Genomic DNA, 24,735 nt, shown 5'->3' with positions numbered 1-24,735 from the left:
GCGGGCACCGGGTTCCGCGTTGAACCCAGTTGGTGAGGCATGCCCGCAACCGCCCTGTCCGGGTCATTGGCGGCAATCGTGCCACGGCGAATGCGGAAGACAAGCCCTCCGCTTGCCCCGTGGTCCCTTCGTAACCAGCCCGTGCCCGCCCTGCTCCGAACGGCGGTTTCCCGCTGGGCCGAACGTCGGGGTCGTCGGGGTGGTCGCGTCGTCAACGCCCCTTTAGCCAGGTCGATTCGGACCAGAACCGCCCCGCGTCGAGGGGCTACCAAGCGGGTGCTTGCTTGGGTAAGCTCCGCCCCGGGTTCGCGACGTCGGTGTCTGACCCCGGGAGGACGAGATGGCTCGTGCGCAGGGCGTGGAGTCGATTCCGGCTGCGGTCCGGAACGCGGCGGAGCGCTTCGGCGAGGTCGAAGCGCTGGTGGACGGCCCGGTCCGGCTGACCTTCGGTCAGCTCGCCGAGCGCGTCCGGGAACTGGCGCGGATGTTCGCCGCCGTCGGCGTCCGACCCGGCGACCGGGTGGCCCTGAACTCGCCGAACACCCACCACTGGGTGCTGGCCGCCCTCGGCGCCTCCTGCGCGGGAGCGACGCTCGTACCGGTCAACACCCGCTTCACCGGCGTGGAATCGGCGGACCTGCTGCACCGCAGCAAGGCGCGCGCCCTGGTGGTGGCCGACGAGTTCCTGGGCGTGGACCGGCTCGCGGACATCCACGAGGCCGCGGGCGAGGGACCCGGCGAGGTGGTCGCCGGATTGCCGGAGCTGCGCGCGGTCCTGCGCGTCCCGGTCGGCACCGCGTCCCCGGCGGGACCCGGTGTGCACGACTGGGACGAGATCGGCGAGCTGGCCGCGAAGGTTCCGGAGTCGGAGATCGAGCGCCGCGCCGACGCGGTCACCGGGGACGACCTCGCCGACGTGCTGTTCACCTCCGGAACCACCGGTCGCGCCAAGGGCGTGATGTCGCTGCACCGCCAGACGCTCGGCGTGGCCAGGGCGTGGGCCGAGTGCGGCAACGTCCGCAAGGGCGACCGATACCTGCTGGTCAACCCGTTCTCGCACAGCTTCGGCTACAAGGCCGGAATCCTGGTGTGCCTGCTGACGGGCACGACGATGGTCCCGCAGGCGATCTTCGACGCCGCCTCGATGCTGGACGTCATCGACACCGAGCGGATCTCGATCCTGGCCGCCGCCCCCACGATCTTCCAGACCTTGCTGCACGCGCCGGAACGCGGCGACCGGGAGCTGCCGGGACTGCGCCTGGCGGTCACCGGTGCCGCGACGGTGCCGGTCGCGCTCGTCGAGCGCATGCGCTCCGACCTGGGCTTCGACACGGTGCTCACCGCCTACGGGCTGACCGAGGCGGTCGTGGCCACCATGTGCCGTCCCGGGGACGACGCCGAGACCGTCGCCCGCACCTGCGGTCGTGCCGCCGCCGGTTTCGAGGTGGCGGTGGTCGACGCCGACGGCAACGACATGGACCCGGGTCAGGCGGGGGAGGTGGTGCTGCGCGGCCCGAACGTGATGCGCGGCTACCTCGACGACCCGAACTCCACGGCGCACGCCATCGATCACGACGGCAGGCTGCACACCGGCGACATCGGGGTCCTGGACGAGCGCGGCTACCTGCGGATCACCGATCGTCTCAAGGACATGTACGTCTGCGGCGGTTTCAACGTCTACCCGGCCGAGGTGGAGCAGGCCCTGGCCTACCTGGACGGGGTGCGGGACGTGGCGGTGATCGGGGTGCCGCACGAACGCCTCGGCGAGGTCGGCAAGGCGTACGTGGTCGGTGACGATGCGCTGACCGAGGAGTCGGTGCTGGCGTTCTGCAAGCAGCGGCTGGCGAACTTCAAGCTGCCGCGCTCGGTGGAGTTCGTCGGCGAGCTCCCGCGCAACGCCTCCGGCAAGATCCTCAAGCGGGTTCTCGCGGAGCGGTGAGCCGGTTCAGCAGCGCGGTCCTGATCGACGGCCGCGAGCCGAACAGCAGCAGGAACGTGGCCTCCCGGACCAGCCGCTGGGCGTGACTGCCCGGCAGCACCGATCGGCTGCCGTGGTGCACCGCGGCAGCCGAGGCCGCCCGCATCGCCAGCTCCGACGCCTGCGCCCGCACCTCGGAGAGCTCCTCGTCGGTGGCCGTGACCAGCTTCGATCGCGTGGCGTCGAGCTCACCGGGAAGCCCGCCCGCGTCGTCGCCGAGCAGCGAGATCGCCCGCCCGGCCACGCCGAGGGCGAGGGCGCCGTTGAACCGCACGGAACTGGAATCGCCCTTGAGGAAGTCGGCTTGCGGCACGGTCGAGGCGATCCGGTCGCGCGGCACGAAGTGCCTGTTGAACCGCAGCGTCACGGTGCCGCTGGCCCGCACCGCCATCAGGTCGAGCGGTTCGGCGTGCAGCGTGTCGGTCTCGGCGACGTCGAGCATCGCGAAGATCAGCGTGTCCTCGGAATTGCGGCCGGCGACCAGCAGCGAGTCGACCATGCCCCAGCCGGTGAACCAGGGCGCGGTGCCTTCCAGCAGGTATCCGCCGACGACCGGCGAGGCGCGCAGCGGCGCCGGGCCCGTCCGCAGCGCCGAGGCCAGCGCGATCCCGCCGCGGCGCTTGCCCGTGAGCAGGTCGGACAGGTAGTTCTCGCGCAGGTTGCGGTTCTTGGTGTTCTCAGCGGCGCTGAGCACGCCGTGGTGCTGGATCCAGACGAACGTCGTGGTCAGGCAACCGCTCGCGAGGACTTCGATGAGCCGCAGCACCGACGCGAGGTCGCCGACGTCGAGCGTGGCCCGCTCCTGGGACGCCGCGAGCCCGTAGAAGCCGCGCTCGGCGAGCAGGTCCAGGTGGCCGGCGGGGACCCGCTCGGCGGCGTCGACCTCCAGCGCGGCGGGGAAGAGCACGTCCTCGGCGATCTGCCGAGCATCCTGCAACGCGGGCGACTCCGGAGTCATCCTCCCAGTTTCCCCGAGTCCCCACGCCCGGCACGACGGGGTTTGGCCGACCGCCTGCGAGCAGACCGAAGCAGAACCTTCAACGCGTTCGGGATCTCGAACGGGTGAGTGAATCCTGGCTTTGTGGAGCGGAGGGCGAGGTCGTGTAAAGTGAGCCGTGCGGACCCGTCCTCATGCTCTTGAGGGTTGCGGGTCCAGCTTCTTTTCAGAGGGTCTTCACATCAACGGGTTCCGGGCCCGTCACGGAGCTGTGGGCCAGCATCTCGTACCAGCCCCAGCTGAACCTTCTGCGCGGTGAACGCGCGACTCGCATGTAAGCGGTGTAGGCGACCAGGTCTGCCATCTGCACCCATTGACTTGAGTGAGCGACCTGGAACAGGGGGTCCTCGATCAATGAACGTGTCGCCAGCGTGAGCGCGCGATGCGGAACCCGATAGGTCGGGTCGGTGCCGTCGCCATCCATGATGATGATGCCGAAGTCGCCTTCCCGCGTGAGGCCGCGGCGATCCTGGATTGACGAGCGAGTGGGGGACCGGGCGGTGCGGTGGGAGGTGGTGCACCGCCCGGTCCTGGGGGCTCGGCGTCGTGTCGGGGGCGCGTCGGCGCCGAGCCTGGTCTTCGCGGGGTCAGGAGCGTTTCGGGTTCGTCGGCATGGGGACGTCGGCGAGGTGGTGGGCGGCGACGTTGCAGTCGGGGCAGGTCGGCCAGAACCAGGCGAAGGTCGAGTTGTCGGCGTGGACGTCGTCGCCGCAGAGGGCGGTGATCTCCGCTTCGTCCGGCCAGCCGCCGGGAGGCCGCGCTTCACCTATCGCGTGTCGTCGGCCGTCCCCGGGGACCCAGCTGAACGGGTGCGGCCGGTATCGCGCTTCGCCCATGTGCGGTGCCTCCATCTGCGGTGCTCTCTGCTGGTTGCGACGTGGACCACAAGATCAGCTCCACATGAGCGAAGGTATTGCATGTGTACACATGCGCCAATTACCGATATGGGTGAACGCAATGTGAGCACTCCTGTTGCAGGATGATCGACAGTCAGATGCGCAGCCAGGGAGTGCGAGAGATGGTCGAAGAGCACGAGGACGGGCCGGGACCCAACCTCCGACGCCGCGAGCTCGGGCGCGAGCTCCGACAACTGCGCGAGCAGGCGGGCAAGAAGGTCGCCGACACCTCCAAGTACGCGGGCCTGACCGTCACCACCATCAACAGGATCGAAGGCGGCAAGCAGGTCATCCTGCCGCGCAACGTGCGCCTGCTCTGCCAGTTCTACGGCGTGGAGGCCCCGCTGTCGGACAACCTCGTCCGCCAGGCCGAGGAGTCCAACGAACGCGGCTGGTGGGCGATGTACTCCGACACCATGCCGGAGTGGTTCGAGAAGTTCGTCGGCCTGGAATCCGACGCCGACGAGCTGTGGAACTACTCGCCGATCGTGGTGGACGGACTTCTGCAGACGCCCGAGTACGCGCAGGCGATGTTCGGGGTCAGGGCGTCGGCCGTCGACGAGCAGACGCTTCAGCGCTCCATCGGCCTGCGAAAAGCCAGGCAAGACCGGGTCAACTGCGAGAAGAACCCGACTCGGCTGCACGTCGTGCTCGACGAGGCCGCGCTGAGGAGAGCGGTCGGCGGCGAGGAGGTTCTTCGGAACCAGCTGCGCTACCTCGTCACGATGGCCGCGAAGCCGAACATGACGATCCAGGTCATGCCCTTCGCAGCAGGAGCGCATCTCGGTCTGCAGACGCCGTTCTCGATGCTCCGGTTCCCCGAGGGGTTCGACGACATGGACGCGGTGTACGTCGAGAACCTCCGGGGTGGTGTCTGGCTGGAGCGCCCGAACGACATCAAGCACTACACCGAGGTCTTCGAGCAGATGCGTGCCGAAGCGCTCACTCCTGCCGAATCCGTGGAGTTCATGGATAGCCTTGCGTCGTCGCTGTGACACACCTGCGAAGGGGAGGACGCGAACATGAACGAGCTGGCGGGCGCCGTGTGGCGGAAGTCGAGTCGGAGCACCGATCAGGGGCAGTGCGTTGAGTTGGCGCAGAACCTGCCGCACGTCAGCGGTGTTCGTGACTCGAAGGCTCCTGACCAGGCCGCTTTAGCTTTCTCCAAGGACCGGTTCGCGGACTTCCTGTCGGCCGTCAAGGCGGGCGAACTCGACGGCTGACTGCGCGCGGCCCCTGCCTTCGCGGCGGGGGCCGTGTTGTTTGCCCGGAGGCGAGTGCGCCGTGGTCGGGTCGAAGAGGGTTTTCGGTACCACCTAGCCCGAAATCCACGAGCAGTGGTATTCCGCCCCGTCGAATCCAGCGCGCCGTGTCCGCTTTGGGAAGTGTCGAATCACGAACCCGAGATGCTCGAACTCGGATCACGACATCGCGCGGTTCGACGTGACGAACATCCAGCGGATGCGCGCGGAACCCCGCAGCATCAACGCAGGGCTGCGGCATGGCTCCTACCAGCGGGAACGATGCCGAAATGCGGCCGTCACGAGCCTGACTCCAGAGGGCGCAGTCTCGCGAAAGCATTCATCCACTGTGGATTTGAATTCTGCCGGAGCGCCGGATGAATCGTGCCGTCGCGGCATGGTTCATCCGGTGAGTCGTCTTTCTCGTCACAGTTTTCGGCGGTTGAGGTAAACAAGTGATCACGATGCGTCCAATGTCGCCTGCCGTTCGCGTCGTCTGGTAAGTGTTGTCTCGTGGGGAAGTTGATGACCGGCGCCATCGGATAGGTGCCGTTGTCCTTGTTTTTCCGGGGGAGAGATGAACGAGCCTGACGAGCAGGCGTCTCAGTCGCTCGCGGTGACCACGGCTGCCGTGGCTGCGGTGCGCGATGCCGTGGAGTCGTTGGACCTGAAGCTGGATCCGGAGGCGGGCGAGTCGATCCGCTCCGCCCTGGACGAGCGCTTGAACTCGGTCGACTCCTGGTTGTCGCAAGCGCGCAACCTCGCCCGCCAGGCGCCGCTGGGGCAGAACCCGGTGGGCACGGCGATGGCGGAGAAGTTCGCCGGCCGAGCCGAAGGCGGTGAGCACTCGCTGGTCGCGGTCCTGACGCGCTACCGGGACGTCCTCGTGGACGCGCGAGACGCGATAGAGAGCGCGATGCGCACCTACCGGGAGACCGACCAGCGCGTCGCGGACTCCTTCCAGAAGCTCATCTGATCCGCCTGGAATCCAGGCCGAGGAGAAGAGAACATGCCGCAGGACCCACCCGACCTCGCGTTGGTGGAGACGCAGAACTGGGCATCGCGCAGCCACCGCGAGCTCTACGACGCCGTGCACATCGAGAACGATCCCGGCCGCGTCGGTCAGCTCGCCGACGAGTGGACCAAGCTGAGCCGCGCGATGGCCGAGTCCGCCGACCGGATGTCCGAGCAGCTCCGCGCCACCGAATCGGGCTGGCAGGGCGAAGCCGCCGACGCCGCGCGATCGGCGATCGAGAAGCTGGCGAACTGGAGTCGCGACGCCGGGGAATCCGCTGGTGCGCTGGCAGATCGGGTCTCGGAGCAGGGCCGCGTCATGGAGACCGCGAAGGCCGAGATGCCCGAGCCGGTCAAGGGCGCGAAGGAACTCCACGCCACGGCCGCGCTGACCTTCGCCACCGGTGACCTGGAGTCCTTCACCAAGGCGATGGGGGACCTGCGTGCCAACCAGGAGCGTTCCTCCAGCGCGCACGAGCAGGCCGTCCGGGTGATGGTGCGGATGGAGGAGTCCTCCCGCGCCATCGACGGCGACACTCCGCGCTTCACGCCTCCGCCGGACCCCATCGAGGAGCTGAAACCCCGCAAGATGGTCCGGTCCGTGGCCGCGACCGAGGACGTCGGGCCGGGCGAAGCGCCGACGCAGCAGCAGTCCGCGGCGGGGGGTGCCGAGGCGACTCAGAAGATGACCAGGCCCGCATCCGCACCGGCCGGTCAGCAACCGGCGGCCCCGCCGCTGGCCGCGCAGACCGGACCCGCTGGGGTCGGGCCGGACGGAATGCCGTTGGCCGCGCAGACCGGTCCCGCCGGGGCCAACGCGCCGACGAAGAAGATGCAGATCCCGAAGATCGGCGGCCCGAGCTCGATGGATTCGCCGACGATCCGGGCGAATCCGGTCACACCCGCGAGCAGCGGCCCGACCCAGAAGCCGCCGTCGCTGGAGGACCACAAGCCCAAGAGCACGACCGCGCAGAACGCGACCCCCTTCCAGGGCGGCGACCGGCAGACCGAGAAGACCCAGAAGCTGCGACCGCACCAAGGACCGGACGGAGTCGCCTTCGGTCCGGGTGGCCGTCGTCCCGGCAAGCCGAACGACCGCGACAGCAACCGGAACTGGGGCGGGCAGATCCCGCCGATCCCGAACACGACCGGCCCGAGCGGCGAGATCCCGCCGATCGGTCAGACGAAGGCGGCCGGCGGTTCCCCCGGTGGACTGGGCGCGACACCTCCGCCGATGCCGTCCGGTGGTGCGTCCGGCAGCAGCATCACGCCCGGCGGCACGTCCGGCGTCGGTGGGACGCCCGCCGGTGACCACGGCGGGGCCGGTCCGGTCCAAGGCGGCGGTGCCGCTCCGGGACAGACCCCGGCAAGCGGTGCCGGCGGCATGATGGGCGGCGGTCCGATGGGCAACCGCGGTGGTCAGGGCAGCGAAGACGAGGCGCGCAAGGCCAAGTACGTCGAAGGCGGTCCCGTCGTCGAGGTTCCGGGCAAGGACCTCCCGCCGCCGGTGATCGGCGAGGGCAAGAAGAAGAAAAAGAGCGAGGAATGACGAACCCGGACTTCGTGCTCTCCGCGGCCGAATTCGACCTGGTCTGGGCCGAACTCGGACTCGGCAAGATCCCGTACCCGCTGGACGTCCCGAGCCTCGGCGCCACCGCGCGGGAACGGGCGGAACTCACCGCCGAGGCCTTCCGCTCGCTGGCACGCCGCGGCCTCGCCACCGGCCGCGAACTCGACCCGAGGCTCGCGGACCTGCTGCGGCTGCTGGTCGACCACGACACCTCGGTGGACGTGATCGGGCACCGCGACCAGCCCATCCGCGCCCTCGCCGCCGTCGCGCGGCGCAGCGGAGCGCTCGCGGAGCTGGTGGGCGACGAACTGCGGCTCACCGAGATCCGCCCCACCGCGCTGGCCCTGTCCGCCGTCGGCGTGCTGCCGCCGGGCGAAGCGGGCCTGCAGCGGGCGATCTCCGTTCCGGCCGAAGCGCTGTCGAAAGCCCTCGAAGAGGACGACGACGATCCCTTCGGCGGTGACGTGGAAGAAGACGTCGCCCTGGTCAAGGCAGGCCTGTCACCGCAGGACGCGGCGACCGTGCTCGAACTCGCCAACAACCGCCGAGCAGGCGGTCAGTTCGGCGTTTCACGCGGAACACGCCGCTCCACAACCCTCGTGACCTGGTTCGACACCCACCAGGGCCGCTACATGATGGTCAGCCAGGGCGCCTGGCTCAGCATCACCCCGGCCGACAACAAGAAGATCGAGCACCGGCTCGCCGACGTCGTGGCCGCAGTGGCCTGACTGACCGGAGGAATGGGGGAACCATGACGTCGTTCAACGTTCAGGCCGAAGACCTGACCGCGCACGCCAGCCACCTGGAAGGGCTCACCGACCGGCTGGACACCGCGATCTCGGCAGCCGAGGCCGTGAGCATGTCCGACGAGGCCTACGGGCTGCTGTGCTCCTTCCTGCCTCCCATCGTCAACCCGATGGAGGAGGAAGGGATGAACGCGCTGAAGGCGGCCAAGGAAGGCATCACCGTCACGGCCGACAACGTGCGCTCCACCGCCAAGGACTACCTGGACACCGACGACGCCAACGCCGATTCGTTCAAGACGTTCGACGAGGCGGTCAAGGTGAACCGGTCGGCCGTGGCACTGCGCGGAGTCCCGCCGGTGGGAACTCCGCAGCAGCAGGGGACTCCGGTGTTGGAGCCGGAGCGCGGCACACCGGCCTGACCGGTCGATTCACACCGAACACCGAGGATTTCGAGATGTCGACGGAGGTTGTGCGATGACGGGCCAGAGCTCGGGGGGATTCGCGGTCGCCGGGGCCGACCCGGATGAAGCGGAACGTCGCATCCAGCAGTGGGCGCAGGGATTCGCTGAAAAAGCCCAGCGGTACCAGGAAGTTCAGGCGCAGACCGAGCAGCTGCGGCTGTCGGCCAGCAGCCCGGACGGGCGCATCAAGGTGACGGTGCGCGCCGACGGCAGCGTGACCGACCTGGAGTTCACCGACAAGGTCCGCTCGATGCCGCCGAACGAGCTCGCCGCGCAGATCCTGTCGACGATGCACCGCGCGCAGGCCGACATCGCGGGCAAGGTCGGCGAGACCATGGCCGCGACCCTCGGCGACGAGGACCAGCAGACCCGCTCGATGATGCTGGACAACCTGCGCGAGCGGTTCCCGGAGCAGCCGGAGGATGAGGTCGAGGAGGAGGTCTCCTCGAAGTGGGACGGCCCCGCCGAGGACGACGAAACCCCGGCCCCACCCGCCGCTCCGGCTGCGGCGCCGACGGCGCCTCCGGCGCAGCCGAGGCGACCGCGCTTCGAAGACGAGGACGACGACGAGTTCGGCCCGGACTTCGACCCGCTGCGCGACTGAGTTCTCCTACCTGATTTCTGCTGGCTTGTTCTGGGGGTTGTAGTGACGAATCCGTTGGTGGCGCAGCGCGAGGACTCGACGCAGTCGTTCAGCGGTATCCAGATCGCCGAGTCGGTCGCCGACACGCAGAAGGCGATCGAGTCCGGTGATTGGGCCGCGGGCGTCCTGGGCGCGGTCGGGACCGGACTGGACGCGCTGGGCATGGCGCTGGACCCGTTCGGCGCGATCTTCTCCGCTGGTGTCGGCTGGTTGATCGAGCACGTCGGGCCGGTCTCGGACGCCTTGGACTCGCTGACCGGCGACCCGGACGAGATCAAGGCCCACTCGGAGACGTGGAAGAACATCTCGGCTGAGCTCGAAGCCATCAACACCGAGATGAAAGAACTGGTCAAGGCCGACACGGCCAGCTGGCTGGGCGAGGCGGGCGATGCCTACCGCAAGCGCAGCGAGGACACCGCGAACCTGATCGCGGCGGCCAAGTCCGCAGCCGACGGAGCAGCGGACGGCATCGGCACCGCGGGCGAGGTCGTCGCCGCGGTGCGCACGCTGGTGCGCGACATCATCGCCGAACTCGTCGGCCACCTGATCAGCTGGGCGCTGCAGGTCGTCTGCACACTGGGCATCGCCTTGGCCTGGGTCGTGCCCCAGGTCGTCGCCGAGGTCGCCAAGGTCGCGGCCCGCATCGCCGACATCACCACGAAGCTGGTCAAGGCCATGAAGGCCTTGTCACCGATGTTGCAGAAGCTGGGCAAGTCGTTCAGTGATGCGAGCAACGCGCTGAAGAAGATCAAGGCGGACGGTTCGAAGTCTCCGACGCCGGACAAGACGCCTCCGCCGCCGAAGCCGGATGGTCCGGCATCGACGAAGCCGTCCGGCGCCGGTCCCAGCGGCAGTGCCCCCGATGCGCCGAAGAACCCCAATGGCCCGGATGTTGGCACTCCACGGGGTGGTCCCTTGCCGGGTGACGGCCCGGTGGGCGGGGCGCCGGTGCGACCGCGTCCTGCCAGGCGCCCGGAGCGCACCGGCCCCACCGTCGGGCCGCGTACGGCTCCGATGTCGAACCCGACCCCGAAGCTGCAGCCGCCGCAGCCGAACCAAGCTCCCCCGGGGCCGAACGTGATCAGCGCGCAAAGCTTCCGGGACGACGCGGCGCGGAACAAGTTCATGCAAGACAACGGTCTCGGTGCGGTGCAGCAGATCAACAAGCAGAACTTCGACAACGGGGTGGCGGGGCACAACACCAACTGCGGCAACTGCTCGGTCAACGTGGCGCGATACCTCAAGACCGGGCAGGTGTACCCGGCGGCCCCGTCGAATCCGGTCACAGCCGGCACGGTCGAGCAGTTGGCGCAGCCGCACGGTGGCGGCCGCTTCCAGCCGGTCAAGGACTACGACGAGATCAACCAAGCCATGTCAAAGGCGCCCTCCGGGCACGTCGCCACGGTCTTCGCGGGATGGTCGGACCGCGAGATCGGGCATTTCTTCAACGTGGCCAAGGGCAATGATGGCTCGGTGGTCTACCTCGACGGACAGAACGGTTTGCCCGCCGACATCAGCGAGAAGCCGAGTACGCTTTCCGTGATGGACTATCCGAACTCCGGTACGGACCCGCGTTGGCACCAGCCACGAGACCCGAAACCCGAAGTCGATCTCTCGGGTGGCAAATCACCGGGTCCCGGGTCGAGGTGACCTCCGTTAGCCCGTCCTCGGCGTTCCGCGTCCAACCGCACAGAATCGAGAATCCCGCGTCATGATCGATCCGATCCGCAGCGCAGCCGACTGGCTGGAGCAGGTCTACGGGGGCCGCGTCGGCGTGCTCGACCCGGCGCCGCTCGCCGAGGGACGGGACAGCTGGCTGGTCCGGTGCGGCCACCGGGACGCGGCCGCGCAGCCGATGCTGGCCAGCACCGTGGCCGTACCGAAGAACGGTCGAGCCCCGTTCCCGGTAGCGAACGCGGCGCCGGTGGACGAAGCCCTCAACCTGGAGCCTTCCGAACAGCCGGACTTGCCCGGTCAGGAATCGTGGCGCTGGCGGATCAACGTCCGCAACTGTGTGGTCGCTGTCGATGCGGTGCTGCGCGGTGCGGAGGCGAGCGCGTTGCAGTGGGAACCGGATGACGAGCAGCCGGACTGGTGGAGCCGCCTGCTGGCCGCGCATTTCCCGGACGCGACGACCTCCGCGCACGCCACCTGGGGCGATGCGCTCGGCGCGATCACGGCCGCAGGTGCGGGAGCCCGCGCGGTGATCTGGCTGCGCCGCCGGTTCCGCGGTGTCGAGGTCACCGGGCATCTGCTGTACGCCGTGCCGACGGACGGCGGGCTGGTGGTGCTCGATCCGCAGCGCGGGATGCCCGCGGATCTTCGCGACGAAGAGGTGTACGAGCTCGTCGTCGCCACCTTCCACCGGGAGAACATCCCACCTGCGGACGTGCCGTGGCGCGCCCAGGCCGACGACCTCGACTCCGCGGTGGCCAAGGCGATGGCCTGGCTGGACGCCACCTACGGCGGCGAGGTCACCCTCGTCGCCCCGGATGCGGAAGATGAACTTCGCCGCGGCTGGCTGTTCGCGTGCACCACGGAGACTTTCCAGCGAACCGGTGACTGGCGCGACCAAATGCTCGATGCGGCGCTGGTGGTTCCGAAGAGCGCCGACGAAGATCCGTTTGGGCTGCCGAACGCGGACCCCTGGCGCTTCCTCCAGCAATGGGACGTGCACCAGGAGAACTTGCCGGAACCTCCGAATGCGGGAGCCGCCGCCTGGTTCGAGCCGACGATGCGGGAACTGGGGCAGGTCCGCTCCACGAGCCGCCACGCGGACTGGCCCGGTGTGATGTCCGAGGTCGCGGCGCTGCCTCCGGACACCGCGGCCGTGGTGTGGCTGCGTCGGAGTGACCGGCGGGGACGGGAAACCGTGGGGAACCTGCTGCTGGCGATCAGCGAGGGAACGGGAGTGCGCATCGCGGACCCGCGGAACCCGGCTGCTCGGCCACAGCTGGAGGACAGTCCCTTCGGCCTGCTGCTGATCACCTATCGCGCTCAGTATTGATTGAGCAACGCCGGTTCCTTCGACGGCTCGGCTCAGATCACCGCACTGCGGAGGTGATCTGAGCCCGTCAGACCTCAGCGGCCAGTTTCACTCCGAGGCCGACCAGCACCGTCGCTGTGACTCGGTCCATCCAGCGGCGGACTCGTTCTTTCTGCAGGAAGGCTCTGGCCCGGCCCGCCATCCAGACCAGGGTGGGGAGCCAGAGCAGGCCGGCGGTGAGGTGGATGGCGACGAGGAGGGCGCCCCAGGCGGAGGCGGTCGGGCCGGTGGGGAGGAACTGGGGCAGCAGGCTCATGTAGAAGACGCCGACCTTGGGGTTGAGGAGGTTGGTCATCAGGCCTGCGCGGAAGGCGGAACGCCCGGCCGGGACCTGAACGTCCTCGGTGGCCGGTTTCCTGTTGCGGGGCAACGTCTTCCACAGGGCGGTCGCGCCGAGCCAGATGAGGTAGGCGGCGCCGAGGACGCGGACGACGTTGTAGGCGACCTCGGAGGCCGTGAGCAGCGCGGTCAGGCCGACGATGCCGGCCGTTCCCCAGACGAGGCAGCCGGTGGTGATGCCCAGGACCGCGGTGAAGCCGGCCCGGCGGCCACCGAGCAGCGCATGTCGCAGGACCAGCATGGTGTCCAGTCCCGGCGTCACCACACCGAGGACCGCGACGACCGCGAACCCCCACAGCGCTGCACTCGTCATGCCCTCTCCCACGATCTGCCGAACGACCGCGGCCATCCCACCACGCCGAACACGTGGGGCGTGAGCAGCATCAGGGGTGACGACCCACGACTTGCCGTCAGGCGCCGAGTTCCTTGCTGATCTCGTTCGCGATGCGGACCAGGACTGGGACGAGGTCGCGTTCGACCCGGTCGGGGCTCATGCGTCCCGTGGACGTGGACGACGACAGCGCGGCGATCACCTGACCCGTGTGGTTGCGGATCGGAGCGGAGGCGGCGATCAGGCCGATCTCGCGTTCCTCGGAGACCAGTGACCAGCCTCGTTCGCGCACGCGCGCAAGCGTGTTGCGGAACTGGTCGGGATTGGTGACGGTGTGCCGGGTCAGCGGTCGCAACCCGTGCTCGGCCAGGTACTGCTCGACGAATTCGGGAGGTTGTGCCGCCAGCAGCACGCGTCCCATCGACGTGGCGTGGGCGGACACGCGAGTGCCCGCCGTGGCGTTGATGTTGAGCACGTGCTTGGCGGGAACGCGGGCGAGGTACACGACATCGCTGCCGTCCATCGCCGACAGGGAAGCCGATTCCTGGGTTTCCTCCACCAAGCGGCTCATGTGCGGCTCGGAGACCGCTACGACCGCGCTCGACGTCGTGAAGTGCTGGCCGATGGTCAGCACCCGCGGCGTGAGCTCCCAGTGGCTCCCGCCGGTGGGTCGGACGTAACCGAGGTGCTGCAGCGTCAGCAGGATTCGACGTACGGCAGGCCGGGACAGCTGGGTCGCCTTCGCGATCTCGATCAAGCTCGGGTTCCGCCGCTCGGCGTCGAACACCAGCAGTACTGCGAATCCGCGCTCGATGCTCTGGATGCGGTCCTGGGCTCCGATCTGCACGTCGTTCACCTGCGCATCGTCCCACAGCGCAGGTCCTGCTCAGCGGTTCGCCCGAGGGGAGGAGCCGGATCGCTGTTGACGGCCGGGGTGCGCTGTGCCACTCTCACTGCACGCTTTACGTACATGTTGCACGCACAGCGTGCAGGCGTGGAGGTAGGTCAATGGCGATCGATCCGAAGGAACTGCGCCGGTGCCTCGGGCACTTCACGACCGGGGTCACCGTCATCACCTGCAGCGGTGAGGACGGGAATCCGCACGGCGCCACCGTGAACGCGTTCACGGCGGTGTCCTTGGACCCGCCGCTGGTGCTGGTGTCCCTCGATCGACGTTCCCGCCTGTGCGGGCTGATCGACTCGCGGCCGTTCACCGTCAACGTGCTCGAGTCGAGCCAGAAGGACCTCGCGCTGCACTTCGCGGGCAAGCCGAGCCAAGAGGTGCGGTGGGCGCCGGACAGCGCCTGCGGCACACCGCGGCTCGACGGCACCCTCGCGCACGTCGCCTGCGTGCCCTGGCAGTCCTACGACGGCGGCGACCACGTCCTGTACCTGGGCGAAGTGCAGGAGTTCCTCATCCACGACGGGCGACCCCTGTTGTTCCACACGGGGAAGTTCCACCACCTCGGCGACGGGCACGCGCCGCTGCTCTGGGACGACTCCGTCGACGGGCCGGGCGGCGTCACCTTCGTCGCCGGATCGATCACCGGCTCCAGCTGAGCCGATCCGCCCATCCATCCCGAAGTCCTTTCACCTCCAGTTCACGACAGGCGAGGAGGCAGCAATGACGCTGCAGCAGGATGCCGCGAACACGTCAGCCGCGACGAACGGTCGCGTCAGCAAGCCTTTGACCGGCGACGAGTACATCGAGAGCCTCAAGGACGGCCGCGAGGTCCACCTGTACGGCGAGAAGGTCAAGGACGTCACCACGCACCCGGCGTTCAGGAACGCGGTGCGGATGACCGCTCGGCTCTACGACGGCCTGCACGACCCGGCCAAGCAGGACGTGCTGACCGTGCCCACCGACACCGGCAACGGCGGCTTCACCCACCCGTTCTTCCGCGCCCCGCACTCGGCCGAGGACATGAAGAAGGACCAGGCGGCCATCGCCGAGTGGGCCCGGATGACCTACGGCTTCATGGGCCGGTCGCCCGACTACAAGGCGAGCTTCCTCGGAACGCTCGGCGCCAACCCGGATTTCTGGGACCCCTACGCCGACAACGCCCGGCGCTGGTACACCGAGTCCCAGGAGAAGGTCCTCTACTGGAACCACGCCATCGTGAACCCGCCGGTCGACCGCCACCGCGGCCCGGACGAGGTGGCGGACGTGTTCATGCACGTCGAGGAGGAGAACGACAACGGGCTCGTGGTCTCCGGGGCGAAGGTGGTGGCCACCGGCTCGGCGATCACCCACTTCAACTTCCTGGCGCACTACGGCCTGCCGATCAAGAAGCGGGAGTACTCGCTGGTCTGCACCGTGCCCATGGGCGCCCCGGGCATGAAGCTGATCTGCCGGCCGTCCTACTCGGCGCAGGCCGGGATCACGGGCAGCCCGTTCGACTACCCGCTGTCCAGCCGCCTGGACGAGAACGACACCATCTTCGTCCTGGACAAGACGCTGATCCCGTGGGAGAACGTCTTCGTCTACGGTGACCCGGAGAAGGCCTCCAGCTTCGTCCCCGCATCAGGATTCCTGCACCGCTTCACCTTCCAGGGCGTGACGCGCCTCGCGGTGAAGCTGGACTTCCTGGCCGGTCTGCTGATGAAGGGCCTCGAAGCCACCGGTACCAAGGACTTCCGCGGCGTGCAGACGCGCGTCGGCGAGGTCCTCGCGTGGCGCAACCTGTTCTGGGGCCTCTCGGACGCCATGGCGGCCAACCCCGAGGACTGGCTCGGCGGCACCGTCCTGCCCAAGCACGAGTACGGCATGGCCTACCGCTGGTTCATGACCGTCGGCTACCCGCGGGTGCGCGAGATCATCATGCAGGACCTCGGTTCCTCGCTGATCTACCTGCCCAGCCACGCCACGGACTTCATGGACCCCAGCGTGCGGCCGTACCTGGACAAGTACGTGCGCGGATCGAACGACTACTCGGCCGTGGACCGCGTCAAGCTGATGAAGCTGATCTGGGACTCCATCGGCTCCGAGTTCGGTTCCCGCCACGAGCTCTACGAGCGCAACTACGCGGGCAACCACGAAGGGGTGCGCGCCGAAATGGTCGCCGACGCCGAGATGTCGGGCACGAGCGACTACTTGAAGGACTTCGCCCAGCAGTGCATGTCCGAGTACGACCTCGAGGGCTGGCAGGTTCCCGACCTGATCAACCCCGACGACGTGTCCGTCATCGGCAAGCGCTGACGTGCCGGCCGATCTGAGGAGCGCACCATGACAGCTACGCACGACTCACCGACCGCCGCGGGCTCAGGCGACTCCGCGACCAAGGCGTTCCGCGCCAGCCGGTCCACCGGTCCCGAGGTCTCCCAGGAACGCGTTTCGGAGGTCGTCACCGAACTGCTGGCCGGGATCCACGCCACGATCCGCTCGAAGAAGGTCAGCTACGACGAGTTCCAGGCCGCCAAGAAGTACCTGATCGACGTGGGGGAGGGCGGCGAATGGCCGCTGATCCTCGACGTGTTCGTCGAGCACGTCGTCGAGGACGTCGCCGCCGAGGACCAGGAGGGCACCAAGGGCTCGATCCTCGGCCCGTACCACCTGCCCGACCAGGTCCGCCTCGACACCCCGGCAACGCTGCCCCGGCGTCCTGACGAGAAGGGCACGGAGCTGCTGTTCGCCGGGCACGTCCGGGACACCGAGGGCAACCCGGTCCCCGGAGCGGAGCTCGACATCTGGCACGCGGACGACGAGGGCTACTACTCCGGGTTCGCCCCGCACCTGCCGGACGGCAACCTGCGCGGTGTCGTCGTCGCCGACGAGCAGGGCAAGTTCGACATCCACACGATCGAACCCTCCGCGTACCAGATCCCGACCGACGGGCCGACCGGTTCGTTGATCGAAGCCGCGGGCTGGCACCCGTGGCGTCCGGCGCACCTGCACCTGATGGTTCGGGCGCCGGGGTACCGGACGATCACCACGCAGCTCTACTTCCGCGGTGGGGAGTGGCTCGACAGCGATGTCGCGTCCGCGACCAAGCCGGAACTGATCCTCGACCCCGTGGACAGCGGGGACGGGAAGCACGCGGTGACCTACGACTTCACGCTCGAGCCCGCTTGAACCCGGTGCCGAGCCGGGGTGCGACGTCCCCGGCTCGGCCTTTCCCCCGTTGGAAGGAGAAGACCCGATGACCGACCTGCGGATCGACAGCGTCGAGACGGTGATCCTCGACGTCCCCATGCGCCGGGCGCACCGCTTCGCCAGGGCGGGCATGAGCACGCAGCCGCTGCTCTACGTCTTCGTCCGCACCGCCGGTGGCGTCACGGGAGTCGGTGAAGGAGTCGTTCCCGGAGGCCCGTGGTGGGGAGGCGAATCCGTCGAGACGATGCAGGTCATCGTCGAGAAGTACCTCGCGCCGGTGCTGCTGGGCCGTCGCGTCGACGACGTCCCGGTGATCCTGCGCGACTGCGGGGACGTCGTCGCGGCGAACCTGTTCGCCAAGAACGCCGTCGAGGTCGCCTTGCACGACGCCTGGGCGCGCCACCTCGGCGTCCCGGTGCACACCCTGCTCGGCGGGGCGGTCCGCAACAGCGTCGCGGTGACCTGGGCGCTGGGCGCCGAGGCCGCCGACGTCGTCGTCGATGAGGCGCTGGCGAAGCTGGACTCCGGGCTGCACACGTCGTTCAAGCTGAAGATGGGAGCGCTGGATCCGGCCGACGACGTCGACCGGGTCCTCGGCGTCGCGGAGAAGCTCGCCGACGTCGCCGGCGTGCGGGTCGACATCAACGCCCGCTGGGACCGGCTGACGTCGTTGACCCACCTCCCGGCGCTGGCCGAGGCCGGTGTGGAGATGGTCGAGCAGCCGGTGCCGGGGCACGACGTCGACGCGATGGCCGCCATCGCCGCCGCGCTGCCGATCCCGGTGATGGCCGACGAGAGCCTGCGCACCCCCGCTGACGCGTTGCGGCTCGCCCACTCCCGGGCCGCCGGGATCTTCGCGGTCAAAACCACCAAATCCGGCGGGTTGCGCGCGAGCCGGGCCATCGGTGAGGTCGCCGCCGCGGCCGGGATCCCCTGCTACGCGGCGACGTCGATCGAGAGCCCGATCGGCACGGCGGCCTCGCTGCACGCCGCGTGCGCCAACCCGGCGAGCGCGTGGGGGAGCGAACTGTTCGGCCCCTTGCTGCTGGCCGAAGAACTGCTCGTGGAACCGCTCGTCTACGACGCCGACGGGCTGCACCTGCCCGGTGGTCCGGGACTGGGCGTCGAACTGGACCCGGCCCAGGTCCGGGCCTTCCGAAGGAGCTGATCTCGATGCTTTTCCACGTCCACATGGAGGTCGCGATCCCGCACGACCTCGACCCCGATCGCCGCGCGGAGCTCGTCGCCGAGGAGAAGGCGCGCGCACTGGAACTGCAGCGCTCAGGAGTCTGGCCGCACCTCTGGCGGATCGTCGGGGAATACAGCAACATCAGCGTTTTCGACGTCGATTCGGGCGACGCCCTGCACGCTCTGCTGTCGTCGTTGCCGCTGTTCCCGTACATGAGGATCAAGGTCACGCCGCTGGCGATCCACCCGTCGGACCTGAAGGCCCAGTCGTGAGCGCCGCGCTGCGATCCCGGCAGGCGCGGGCGACGCTCTGGCACGGCCTCGACGACGTACCGCCCGATCTCGGTCCGACCGTGCTGACGATCGGGGTGTTCGACGGGCTGCACCGGGGTCACCGCAGCCTGATCGACGAGGCCCGGCGCACCGCCGACGAGCGGGGTCTGCCGCTGGTCATGGTGACCTTCGACCCGCACCCGGCCAGGGTCCTCGGGTTGCCCAAGGACACGGCGACGCTGTCCACGATCGCCCATCGCGCCGAGCTCGCCGCGGCTGCGGGGGTCGACGCGGTGTGCGTGCTGCGCTTCACCCGCGAGCTGGCCGGGCTGAGCCCCGAGGCCTTCGCCGCGCACTGCCTCGCCGGTCGGCTCAGGGCGAGGGCCGTCGTCGTCGGCGCCAACTTCACCTTCGGAGCCAGGGCGGCGGGCGACGTCGACACCCTGCGCGAACTCGGTGCGGCCCTGGGCTTCTCCGTCGAGGGCGTTCCGCTGCTGCCCGCGAACAACACCGCGTGCTCGTCGACCTACACCCGGAACTGCCTGCGCACGGGGGACCTGCCCGGGGTGACCCGCGCGCTGGGCCGCCCGCACCGGGTCGACGGGGTGCGCGCGGGTGACCGGATCGTCCTCGCCCCGAACACCGCCCTGCCGCCGCCCGGCCGCTACCACGCGACGCTCAACGGCAGAGCCGCTCTCGTCGACGTCGGCGACGACTCGGTGCGCGTCGCGGACGGCACCTCCGGCGACGGCGCAGCCGCGGTCACCTTCCTCGAACGAGCGGGAGGCGAGTCGTGAACGACGACGTGCTGCGCAGGATCACCCGGCTGGAGGCGCTGGAAGCCATCCGCGACCTGGACGCGCGCTACTGCCGCTCGCTCGACGACGGCGACTGGGACGCCCTGGTCTCGCTGTTCACCGAGGACGGCGAGTTCGTCGGGCTGTCCCGCGCGACCGGCCACGCCGAACTGCGGGCGTTCTTCGCAGGTCTCGCCGACGCCGGGCTCACCGCGTTCTGGCACCACGTGACCAACCTCGAGATCACCCTCGAAAGCGAGCACACCGCGCGGGCGCGGTCGTTCCTGTGGCAGCCCTGCGTGCAGGACGGCGTCCCGCACGTCGCGGCCGGTCGGTACACCGACTCGCTGCGGCGTGTCGACGGCAACTGGCGCTACGCCTCCAAGCAGGTGTACTTCGACTACTTCGTCCCGCTCGCCGACGGCTGGGACCACGGCCGCTTCACCGTCGCGTCCGCTGCCGCGACCTACCCGGGGAGGCCCTTCGCATGACCACCGAAACCGCGCTGCACCACCGGATCGACGGTCCGGGCTCCGCGCCCGTCCTGGTCCTCGGGCCATCGCTGGGCACCGATCTGCACCTGTTCGACGCCCAGGTGGACGCGCTCGCCGACCGCTACCTGATCCTGCGCTTCGACCTGCCGGGACATGGTGGGAGCCCGGCACCTGACGGTCCGCTCAGGATGGCGGGCATGGCCGAGGAGGTCATCGCGCTGCTGGACCGGCTGGGCATCGACCGCTTCCACTACGCGGGGGTGTCCATCGGGGGTGCGATCGGACAGCAACTCGCGCTGGATCACCCGGACAGGGTGCGGAGCCTGGCGGTGCTGGCCTCGGCCGCCCGGTTCGCCGACCCGGAGAGCTGGCCGAAACGCGCCGCCACCGTTCGGGAGAACGGCACTGAGGCGATGGTGCCCAGCCGTCCCGGCACCTGGTTCGTCCGGTCCTTCGCCGAGACCGATGAGGCGCGGCGACTGCTGGACATGCTGCGCGCCACCACGGCCGAGGGCTACGCCGGTTGCTGCGAGGCGATCTCGACGTTCGACGTCCGCGAACGGCTGGCCGAGGTGACGGTGCCCGTGCTCGCCATCGCCGGCGCCGAGGACCCCGCGACGCCGCCGGAGATGGTCCGGCTCATCGCCGACACCGCCGCCCGCGGCCGGTTCGAGGTCGTCGACGACTCCGCGCACCTGCTCAACGCCGAGAAACCCGAGCGGGTCAACGAATTGCTCACCGCGCACCTCGCCGCCACCGAGTAGGAGCCGACGTGGACAAGACAGTGCAGACCGCGGCCGAGGCCGTCGCCGACATCGCCGACGGATCGTCCATCGCGGTGGGCGGTTTCGGGATGTGCGGTGTGCCGACCGAGCTGATCGCCGCTTTGCTGGAGCAGGGCGCGACCGACCTGGAGACGATCTCGAACAACCTGGGGGTGGACGGGTTCGGGTTGGGAACCCTGCTCCCTGCCGGGCGGATCCGGCGGACGATCGGGTCCTACATCGGCAACAACAAGGAGATGGCCCGGCAGTACCTCGCGGGAGAGCTCGAGGTCGAGCTGACGCCCCAAGGCACCCTCGCCGAACGCTTGCGCGCGGGCGGATCGGGCATCCCCGCCTTCTACACGCCCGCCGGTGTCGGGACGCTCGTGGCCGACGGCGGGCTGCCGTGGCGGCACGCGCAGGACGGTTCGGTCGCGGTGATGTCGCCCGCCAAGGAGGTCCGCGAGTTCGACGGCGTCTCCTACGTCCTGGAACACGCGCTGGTGCCCGACTTCGCGCTGGTGCACGCCTGGAAGGGCGACCGGCACGGCAACCTCGTCTACCGGCGGTCGGCGCGCAACTTCAACCCCGATTGCGCCGCGGCGGGACGGATCACGATCGCTCAGGTCGAGCACCTCGTCGAGCCGGGCGAGATCGATCCCGACTCCGTGCACACGCCCGGCATCCACGTCGACCGGGTGCTGCACGTGTCCGATGTGGACAAACCGATCGAGTTCAGGACGGTGCGCTGATGGCACTCACGCGGAACGAGATGGCGGCGAAGGTCGCCGAGGACCTGCCTGACGGCGCCTACGTCAACCTCGGCATCGGCATGCCGACGCTGGTTCCCGGGCACATCCCGGAGGGCCGGACGGTGATCCTGCACGCGGAGAACGGGATTCTCGGCGTCGGCCCGTACCCGAGCGAGGACGAGGTCGACGCCGACCTGATCAACGCGGGCAAGGAGACCGTCACCGTCAACTCGGGAGCGGCCTTCTTCGAGTCCTCGTCCTCCTTCGGCCAGATCCGCGCGGGCAAGCTCGACGTCGCCGTGCTCGGAGCGCTGCAGGTGGCCGCGAACGGCGACCTGGCGAACTGGGCCGTCCCCGGCAAGATGATCAAGGGCATGGGCGGGGCGATGGATCTCGTGCACGGCGCGAAGAAGGTCGTCGTGATGATGGATCACGTCGCCAAGGACGGTTCACCGAAGATCGTCGAGAAGTGCGACCTGCCGATCACCGGGCTGGGCTGCGTCACCCGCATCGTCACCGATCTCGCCGTCATCGACGTCACCGCGAACGGGCTCGAACTGGTCGAGACCGCTCCGGGCGTCAGCGCGGACGAGGTCCGCGACAAGACCGCCGCCCCGTTGCGCGGGCGCGAGGAAGAGGAGGCCGAGCGTGCGTGACGCCGTCATCTGCGAACCACTGCGCACCCCGGTCGGCGCGTTCGGGGGTGGGTTGCGCGACGTTCCCGCGCACACCCTCGCCACCGCGGTGATCCGCGCGGTCGTCGAACGGACCGGACTGGATCCCGCCGCCGTCGACGACGTGCTGCTGGGCAACTGCTACCCGACGATGGACGCCCCGGCGATCGGCCGGGTCGCCGCGCTGGACGCAGGACTGCCGGTCAGCGTGACGGGGATGCAGATCGACCGGCGCTGCGGCTCCGGTCTGCAAGCCGTGCTGTACGCCGCGATGCAGGTGCAGTCCGGTGTGGCCGAGGTCGTGCTGGCCGGTGGCGCGGAATCGATGTCCCACGCGCCGTTCTACTCGACCGGGATGCGCTGGGGCGTGAAGGGCGGGCCCGGCGTGATGCTGCACGATGCGCTGGCCCGAGGCCGGGTGACGGCGGGCGGGGAGAACCACCCCGTGCCGGGCGGCATGATCGAGACCGCGGAGAACCTGCGCCGGGAGTACGCGATCCCGCGCGCCGAGCAGGACGAGTTCTCGGCGCGCTCGCACCAGCGGGCCGCCGCTGCGCAGGCCGAGGGCCGCTTCGACGACGAGCTCGTGCCCGTCGTGGTCCCGGGGCGCAAGGGCGACTTCGTCGTCGACGCCGACGAGCACATCCGCCCCGACTCGACCGCGGAGAAGTTGGCGGGGCTGCGGCCGATGCTGGGACGCAGCGACAGCGAGGCGACGGTGACCGCGGGCAACGCCTCCGGGCAGAACGACGGCGCCGCGATCTGCGTGGTCACCAGCCCGGAGAAGGCCGCCGAACTGGGCCTGCGCCCCCTGGTGCGGCTCGTGTCCTGGGGTCTGGGCGGGGTGGCGCCCGCGACGATGGGCATCGGGCCGGTTCCCGCGACGGAGAAGGCGCTCGCGGCTGCGGAGCTGACGCTGTCCGACATCGACCTGATCGAGCTCAACGAGGCGTTCGCCGCTCAGGTGCTCGCCTGCACCCGCGAGTGGAAGTTCGCCGAAGCAGACTTCGACCGCCTCAACGTCAGCGGTTCCGGGATCTCCCTCGGCCACCCGGTCGGTGCCACGGGCGGCCGCATCCTGGCCACGCTCGCCAGGGAAATGCACCGGCGCGACGCCCGGTACGGCCTGGAGACGATGTGCATCGGCGGCGGACAGGGACTCGCCGCGATCGTGGAGCGGGTGTGATGGGCGGGCCGTTGGAAGGCCTGCGGGTGGTCGAGTGCGCCAGCTTCGTCGCCGGCCCCACCGCGGGGATGACGTTGGCGCAGCTCGGCGCCTCGGTGATCCGGATCGACCCGATCGGCGGCGGCCCGGACCACGCGCGCTGGCCTGCCGCGCACGGCGGCACCGGCGACTCCTACTACTGGGCCTCGTTGAACAAGGGCAAGCAGTCGATCACCGTCGACATGCGCAGCGAGCGCGGGCGCGAACTGGTCCTGGCGCTCGCGACGGCGCCGGGTGAGGACCGCGGTGTGCTGGTCGACAACGTCGTCGGCAGGCGGTGGATGGCCAACGACGTCCTCACCGCCCGCCGGCCCGACCTGATCCACGTCAGGGTGCAGGGCTACCCCGACGGCCGCCCCGCCGTCGACTACACGGTGAACGCGGAGGTCGGCATCCCTGCGATCACCGGTGGGGAAGAGGGGGCCGCCCCGGTCAACCACGTGCTGCCGGCCTGGGACCTGCTCACCGGGTTGAGCGTGTCGACGGCCGTGCTCGCCGCGTTGCACCAGCGTCAACGCACGGGTGAGGGCGTCTACAGCGAGATCGCGCTCTCCGACGTGGCGCTGGCCGGGGTGGCGAACCTGGGATGGCTGTCCGAAGCCGCGGAGAGCGGGAGAGACCGGACCCGGCACGGCAACCACCTCTACGGCAGCTTCGGAGTGGACTTCGCCTGCGCCGACGGGAAGCGGGTGATGGTCGTCGCGCTCACCCCGGCGCAGTGGAAGGCGCTGGTCAGCGTCACCGGGACCGAATCGGTGTTCGCCGCGCTGGAGAAGGCGTTCGACACGGACCTGGCCGACGAGACCGAGCGCTACCGGCTGCGCGAGACCATCGCCGCCGTGCTCAAACCGTGGTTCCTGGAGCGGGATTCCGAGGTGGTCGCCGACGAGCTCAACCGGGCGAGGGCGCTGTGGGGTCGCTACCAGGGCATGACCGACGTGGTCACCGCGCACCGCGGTGGCGAGCATCCGCTGCTCGCCGACCTGCCGCTTCCCGGCGGTCCCACGGGGATCACCGCGCGGTCCCCGCTGCGCTGGAACGGCGAACGCGGCGAACCCGGGTCGGCACCGATGCTCGGCGCCGACACCGACCGAGTGCTCGCCGAGGTCCTCGGGCTCAGCGACTCCGAGATCGGCGAGCTGCACGACCAGCAGGTGATCGGCGAACGCCGCGACCCGCAGCGGTGAATCCACTGAGGACGGACTTCCGGGAG

At 69.6% G+C, this 24,735-nt stretch carries 26 protein-coding genes and 1 pseudogene; 22 read left to right on the top strand and 5 right to left on the bottom strand.

Annotated elements, in window-relative coordinates:
* The first annotated feature begins 340 nt into the window (after positions 1-340).
* Positions 341-1,939, top strand: coding sequence for a FadD3 family acyl-CoA ligase (locus KBO27_RS20205; RefSeq protein ID WP_210971439.1), 1,599 nt, complete (start codon positions 341-343; stop codon positions 1,937-1,939).
* Here KBO27_RS20205 and KBO27_RS20200 read toward each other — a convergent pair.
* From KBO27_RS20200 to KBO27_RS20190, 3 genes are all read right to left on the bottom strand, one after another.
* On the bottom strand, positions 1,914-2,936 hold the full coding sequence (locus tag KBO27_RS20200; protein ID WP_210971438.1) for an acyl-CoA dehydrogenase family protein: 1,023 nt from the start codon (positions 2,934-2,936) through the stop codon (positions 1,914-1,916). The genes KBO27_RS20205 and KBO27_RS20200 overlap by 26 nt on opposite strands.
* A 205-nt stretch (positions 2,937-3,141) precedes the next feature.
* Positions 3,142-3,399: a hypothetical protein gene (locus tag KBO27_RS20195; protein ID WP_210971437.1), complete on the bottom strand. Its 258-nt coding sequence runs from the start codon at positions 3,397-3,399 to the stop codon at positions 3,142-3,144.
* 163 nt (positions 3,400-3,562) lie between these two features.
* Positions 3,563-3,811 carry an HC3 family zinc finger protein gene (locus KBO27_RS20190; RefSeq protein ID WP_246537601.1) on the bottom strand — a complete coding sequence of 83 codons (249 nt, stop codon included), beginning with the start codon at positions 3,809-3,811 and terminating at the stop codon, positions 3,563-3,565.
* Positions 3,812-3,954: 143 nt separating this feature from the next.
* Between KBO27_RS20190 and KBO27_RS20185 the strand changes: the two genes are divergently transcribed.
* From KBO27_RS20185 to KBO27_RS20145, 9 genes and pseudogenes are all read left to right on the top strand, one after another.
* A complete protein-coding gene (locus KBO27_RS20185) occupies positions 3,955-4,866 on the top strand; it encodes a helix-turn-helix domain-containing protein (RefSeq protein ID WP_246537600.1) in 912 nt (303 codons plus the stop codon).
* A gap of 27 nt (positions 4,867-4,893) precedes the next feature.
* Positions 4,894-5,094 (top strand): DUF397 domain-containing protein, encoded by a 201-nt coding sequence (locus tag KBO27_RS20180; RefSeq protein ID WP_210971435.1) that lies wholly within the window; start codon positions 4,894-4,896, stop codon positions 5,092-5,094.
* 595 nt (positions 5,095-5,689) lie between these two features.
* Positions 5,690-6,088: a hypothetical protein gene (locus KBO27_RS20175; RefSeq protein WP_210971434.1), complete on the top strand. Its 399-nt coding sequence runs from the start codon at positions 5,690-5,692 to the stop codon at positions 6,086-6,088.
* 33 nt (positions 6,089-6,121) lie between these two features.
* Entirely contained in the window at positions 6,122-7,675 is a 1,554-nt protein-coding gene (locus KBO27_RS20170; protein WP_210971433.1) for a WXG100-like domain-containing protein, read from the top strand.
* On the top strand, positions 7,672-8,424 hold the full coding sequence (locus tag KBO27_RS20165; RefSeq protein ID WP_210971432.1) for an ESX secretion-associated protein EspG: 753 nt from the start codon (positions 7,672-7,674) through the stop codon (positions 8,422-8,424). Before KBO27_RS20170 ends, KBO27_RS20165 begins: the two co-directional genes overlap by 4 nt.
* A 23-nt stretch (positions 8,425-8,447) precedes the next feature.
* Positions 8,448-8,735, top strand: a pseudogene (locus KBO27_RS20160) (type VII secretion target); the annotation flags it as partial.
* A 181-nt stretch (positions 8,736-8,916) separates the two neighbouring features.
* Positions 8,917-9,507 (top strand): YbaB/EbfC family nucleoid-associated protein, encoded by a 591-nt coding sequence (locus KBO27_RS20155; RefSeq protein ID WP_210971430.1) that lies wholly within the window; start codon positions 8,917-8,919, stop codon positions 9,505-9,507.
* A 42-nt stretch (positions 9,508-9,549) separates the two neighbouring features.
* Positions 9,550-11,196, top strand: a complete 1,647-nt coding sequence (locus KBO27_RS34815) for a toxin glutamine deamidase domain-containing protein (protein WP_210971429.1) — start codon at positions 9,550-9,552, stop codon at positions 11,194-11,196.
* 61 nt (positions 11,197-11,257) lie between these two features.
* Positions 11,258-12,553: a YrhB domain-containing protein gene (locus tag KBO27_RS20145; protein ID WP_210971428.1), complete on the top strand. Its 1,296-nt coding sequence runs from the start codon at positions 11,258-11,260 to the stop codon at positions 12,551-12,553.
* A 67-nt stretch (positions 12,554-12,620) separates the two neighbouring features.
* On the opposite strand, the gene KBO27_RS20140 is transcribed toward KBO27_RS20145, so the two are convergent.
* Both KBO27_RS20140 and KBO27_RS20135 read right to left on the bottom strand, forming a co-directional pair.
* Positions 12,621-13,244, bottom strand: coding sequence for a LysE family translocator (locus KBO27_RS20140; RefSeq protein WP_210971427.1), 624 nt, complete (start codon positions 13,242-13,244; stop codon positions 12,621-12,623).
* A gap of 97 nt (positions 13,245-13,341) precedes the next feature.
* A complete protein-coding gene (locus KBO27_RS20135; RefSeq protein WP_307870505.1) occupies positions 13,342-14,118 on the bottom strand; it encodes an IclR family transcriptional regulator domain-containing protein in 777 nt (258 codons plus the stop codon).
* A gap of 152 nt (positions 14,119-14,270) precedes the next feature.
* On the opposite strand from KBO27_RS20135, the gene KBO27_RS20130 reads away from it, so the two are divergent.
* The 12 genes from KBO27_RS20130 (at position 14,271) to KBO27_RS20075 (ending at position 24,709) form a co-directional block, all read left to right on the top strand.
* Complete coding sequence (locus KBO27_RS20130; protein WP_210971426.1) at positions 14,271-14,822, top strand: flavin reductase family protein; 552 nt, start codon at positions 14,271-14,273, stop codon at positions 14,820-14,822.
* Positions 14,823-14,886: 64 nt separating this feature from the next.
* Positions 14,887-16,461, top strand: coding sequence for a 4-hydroxyphenylacetate 3-hydroxylase family protein (locus tag KBO27_RS20125; protein WP_210971425.1), 1,575 nt, complete (start codon positions 14,887-14,889; stop codon positions 16,459-16,461).
* Positions 16,462-16,488: 27 nt separating this feature from the next.
* The gene (catA, locus tag KBO27_RS20120; protein WP_210971424.1) at positions 16,489-17,334 is read left to right on the top strand and encodes a catechol 1,2-dioxygenase; all 846 of its coding nucleotides are present in this window, start codon (positions 16,489-16,491) and stop codon (positions 17,332-17,334) included.
* A 67-nt stretch (positions 17,335-17,401) separates the two neighbouring features.
* Positions 17,402-18,523 (top strand): muconate/chloromuconate family cycloisomerase, encoded by a 1,122-nt coding sequence (locus KBO27_RS20115; RefSeq protein WP_210971423.1) that lies wholly within the window; start codon positions 17,402-17,404, stop codon positions 18,521-18,523.
* Between the two features lie 5 nt (positions 18,524-18,528).
* Positions 18,529-18,816: a muconolactone Delta-isomerase gene (catC, locus tag KBO27_RS20110; RefSeq protein ID WP_210971422.1), complete on the top strand. Its 288-nt coding sequence runs from the start codon at positions 18,529-18,531 to the stop codon at positions 18,814-18,816.
* Positions 18,813-19,613: an adenylyltransferase/cytidyltransferase family protein gene (locus KBO27_RS20105; protein ID WP_307870504.1), complete on the top strand. Its 801-nt coding sequence runs from the start codon at positions 18,813-18,815 to the stop codon at positions 19,611-19,613. The genes catC and KBO27_RS20105 overlap by 4 nt, the downstream gene beginning before the upstream one ends.
* Positions 19,610-20,104: a nuclear transport factor 2 family protein gene (locus tag KBO27_RS20100; RefSeq protein WP_210971421.1), complete on the top strand. Its 495-nt coding sequence runs from the start codon at positions 19,610-19,612 to the stop codon at positions 20,102-20,104. Before KBO27_RS20105 ends, KBO27_RS20100 begins: the two co-directional genes overlap by 4 nt.
* Positions 20,101-20,871: a 3-oxoadipate enol-lactonase gene (gene pcaD / locus KBO27_RS20095; protein WP_210971420.1), complete on the top strand. Its 771-nt coding sequence runs from the start codon at positions 20,101-20,103 to the stop codon at positions 20,869-20,871. The genes KBO27_RS20100 and pcaD overlap by 4 nt, the downstream gene beginning before the upstream one ends.
* 8 nt (positions 20,872-20,879) lie before the next feature.
* Positions 20,880-21,623 (top strand): CoA transferase subunit A, encoded by a 744-nt coding sequence (locus tag KBO27_RS20090; RefSeq protein ID WP_210971419.1) that lies wholly within the window; start codon positions 20,880-20,882, stop codon positions 21,621-21,623.
* Positions 21,623-22,279 (top strand): 3-oxoacid CoA-transferase subunit B, encoded by a 657-nt coding sequence (locus tag KBO27_RS20085; RefSeq protein WP_210971418.1) that lies wholly within the window; start codon positions 21,623-21,625, stop codon positions 22,277-22,279. Before KBO27_RS20090 ends, KBO27_RS20085 begins: the two co-directional genes overlap by 1 nt.
* On the top strand, positions 22,272-23,483 hold the full coding sequence (locus KBO27_RS20080; protein WP_210971417.1) for an acetyl-CoA C-acetyltransferase: 1,212 nt from the start codon (positions 22,272-22,274) through the stop codon (positions 23,481-23,483). Before KBO27_RS20085 ends, KBO27_RS20080 begins: the two co-directional genes overlap by 8 nt.
* Entirely contained in the window at positions 23,483-24,709 is a 1,227-nt protein-coding gene (locus KBO27_RS20075; protein ID WP_210971416.1) for a CoA transferase, read from the top strand. Before KBO27_RS20080 ends, KBO27_RS20075 begins: the two co-directional genes overlap by 1 nt.
* Positions 24,710-24,735: the final 26 nt, after the last annotated feature.

It is taken from the genome of Saccharopolyspora endophytica (assembly GCF_018070075.1).
Lineage (GTDB): Bacteria > Actinomycetota > Actinomycetes > Mycobacteriales > Pseudonocardiaceae > Saccharopolyspora > Saccharopolyspora endophytica.
This window is presented reverse-complemented; position numbering and strand designations above follow the sequence as displayed.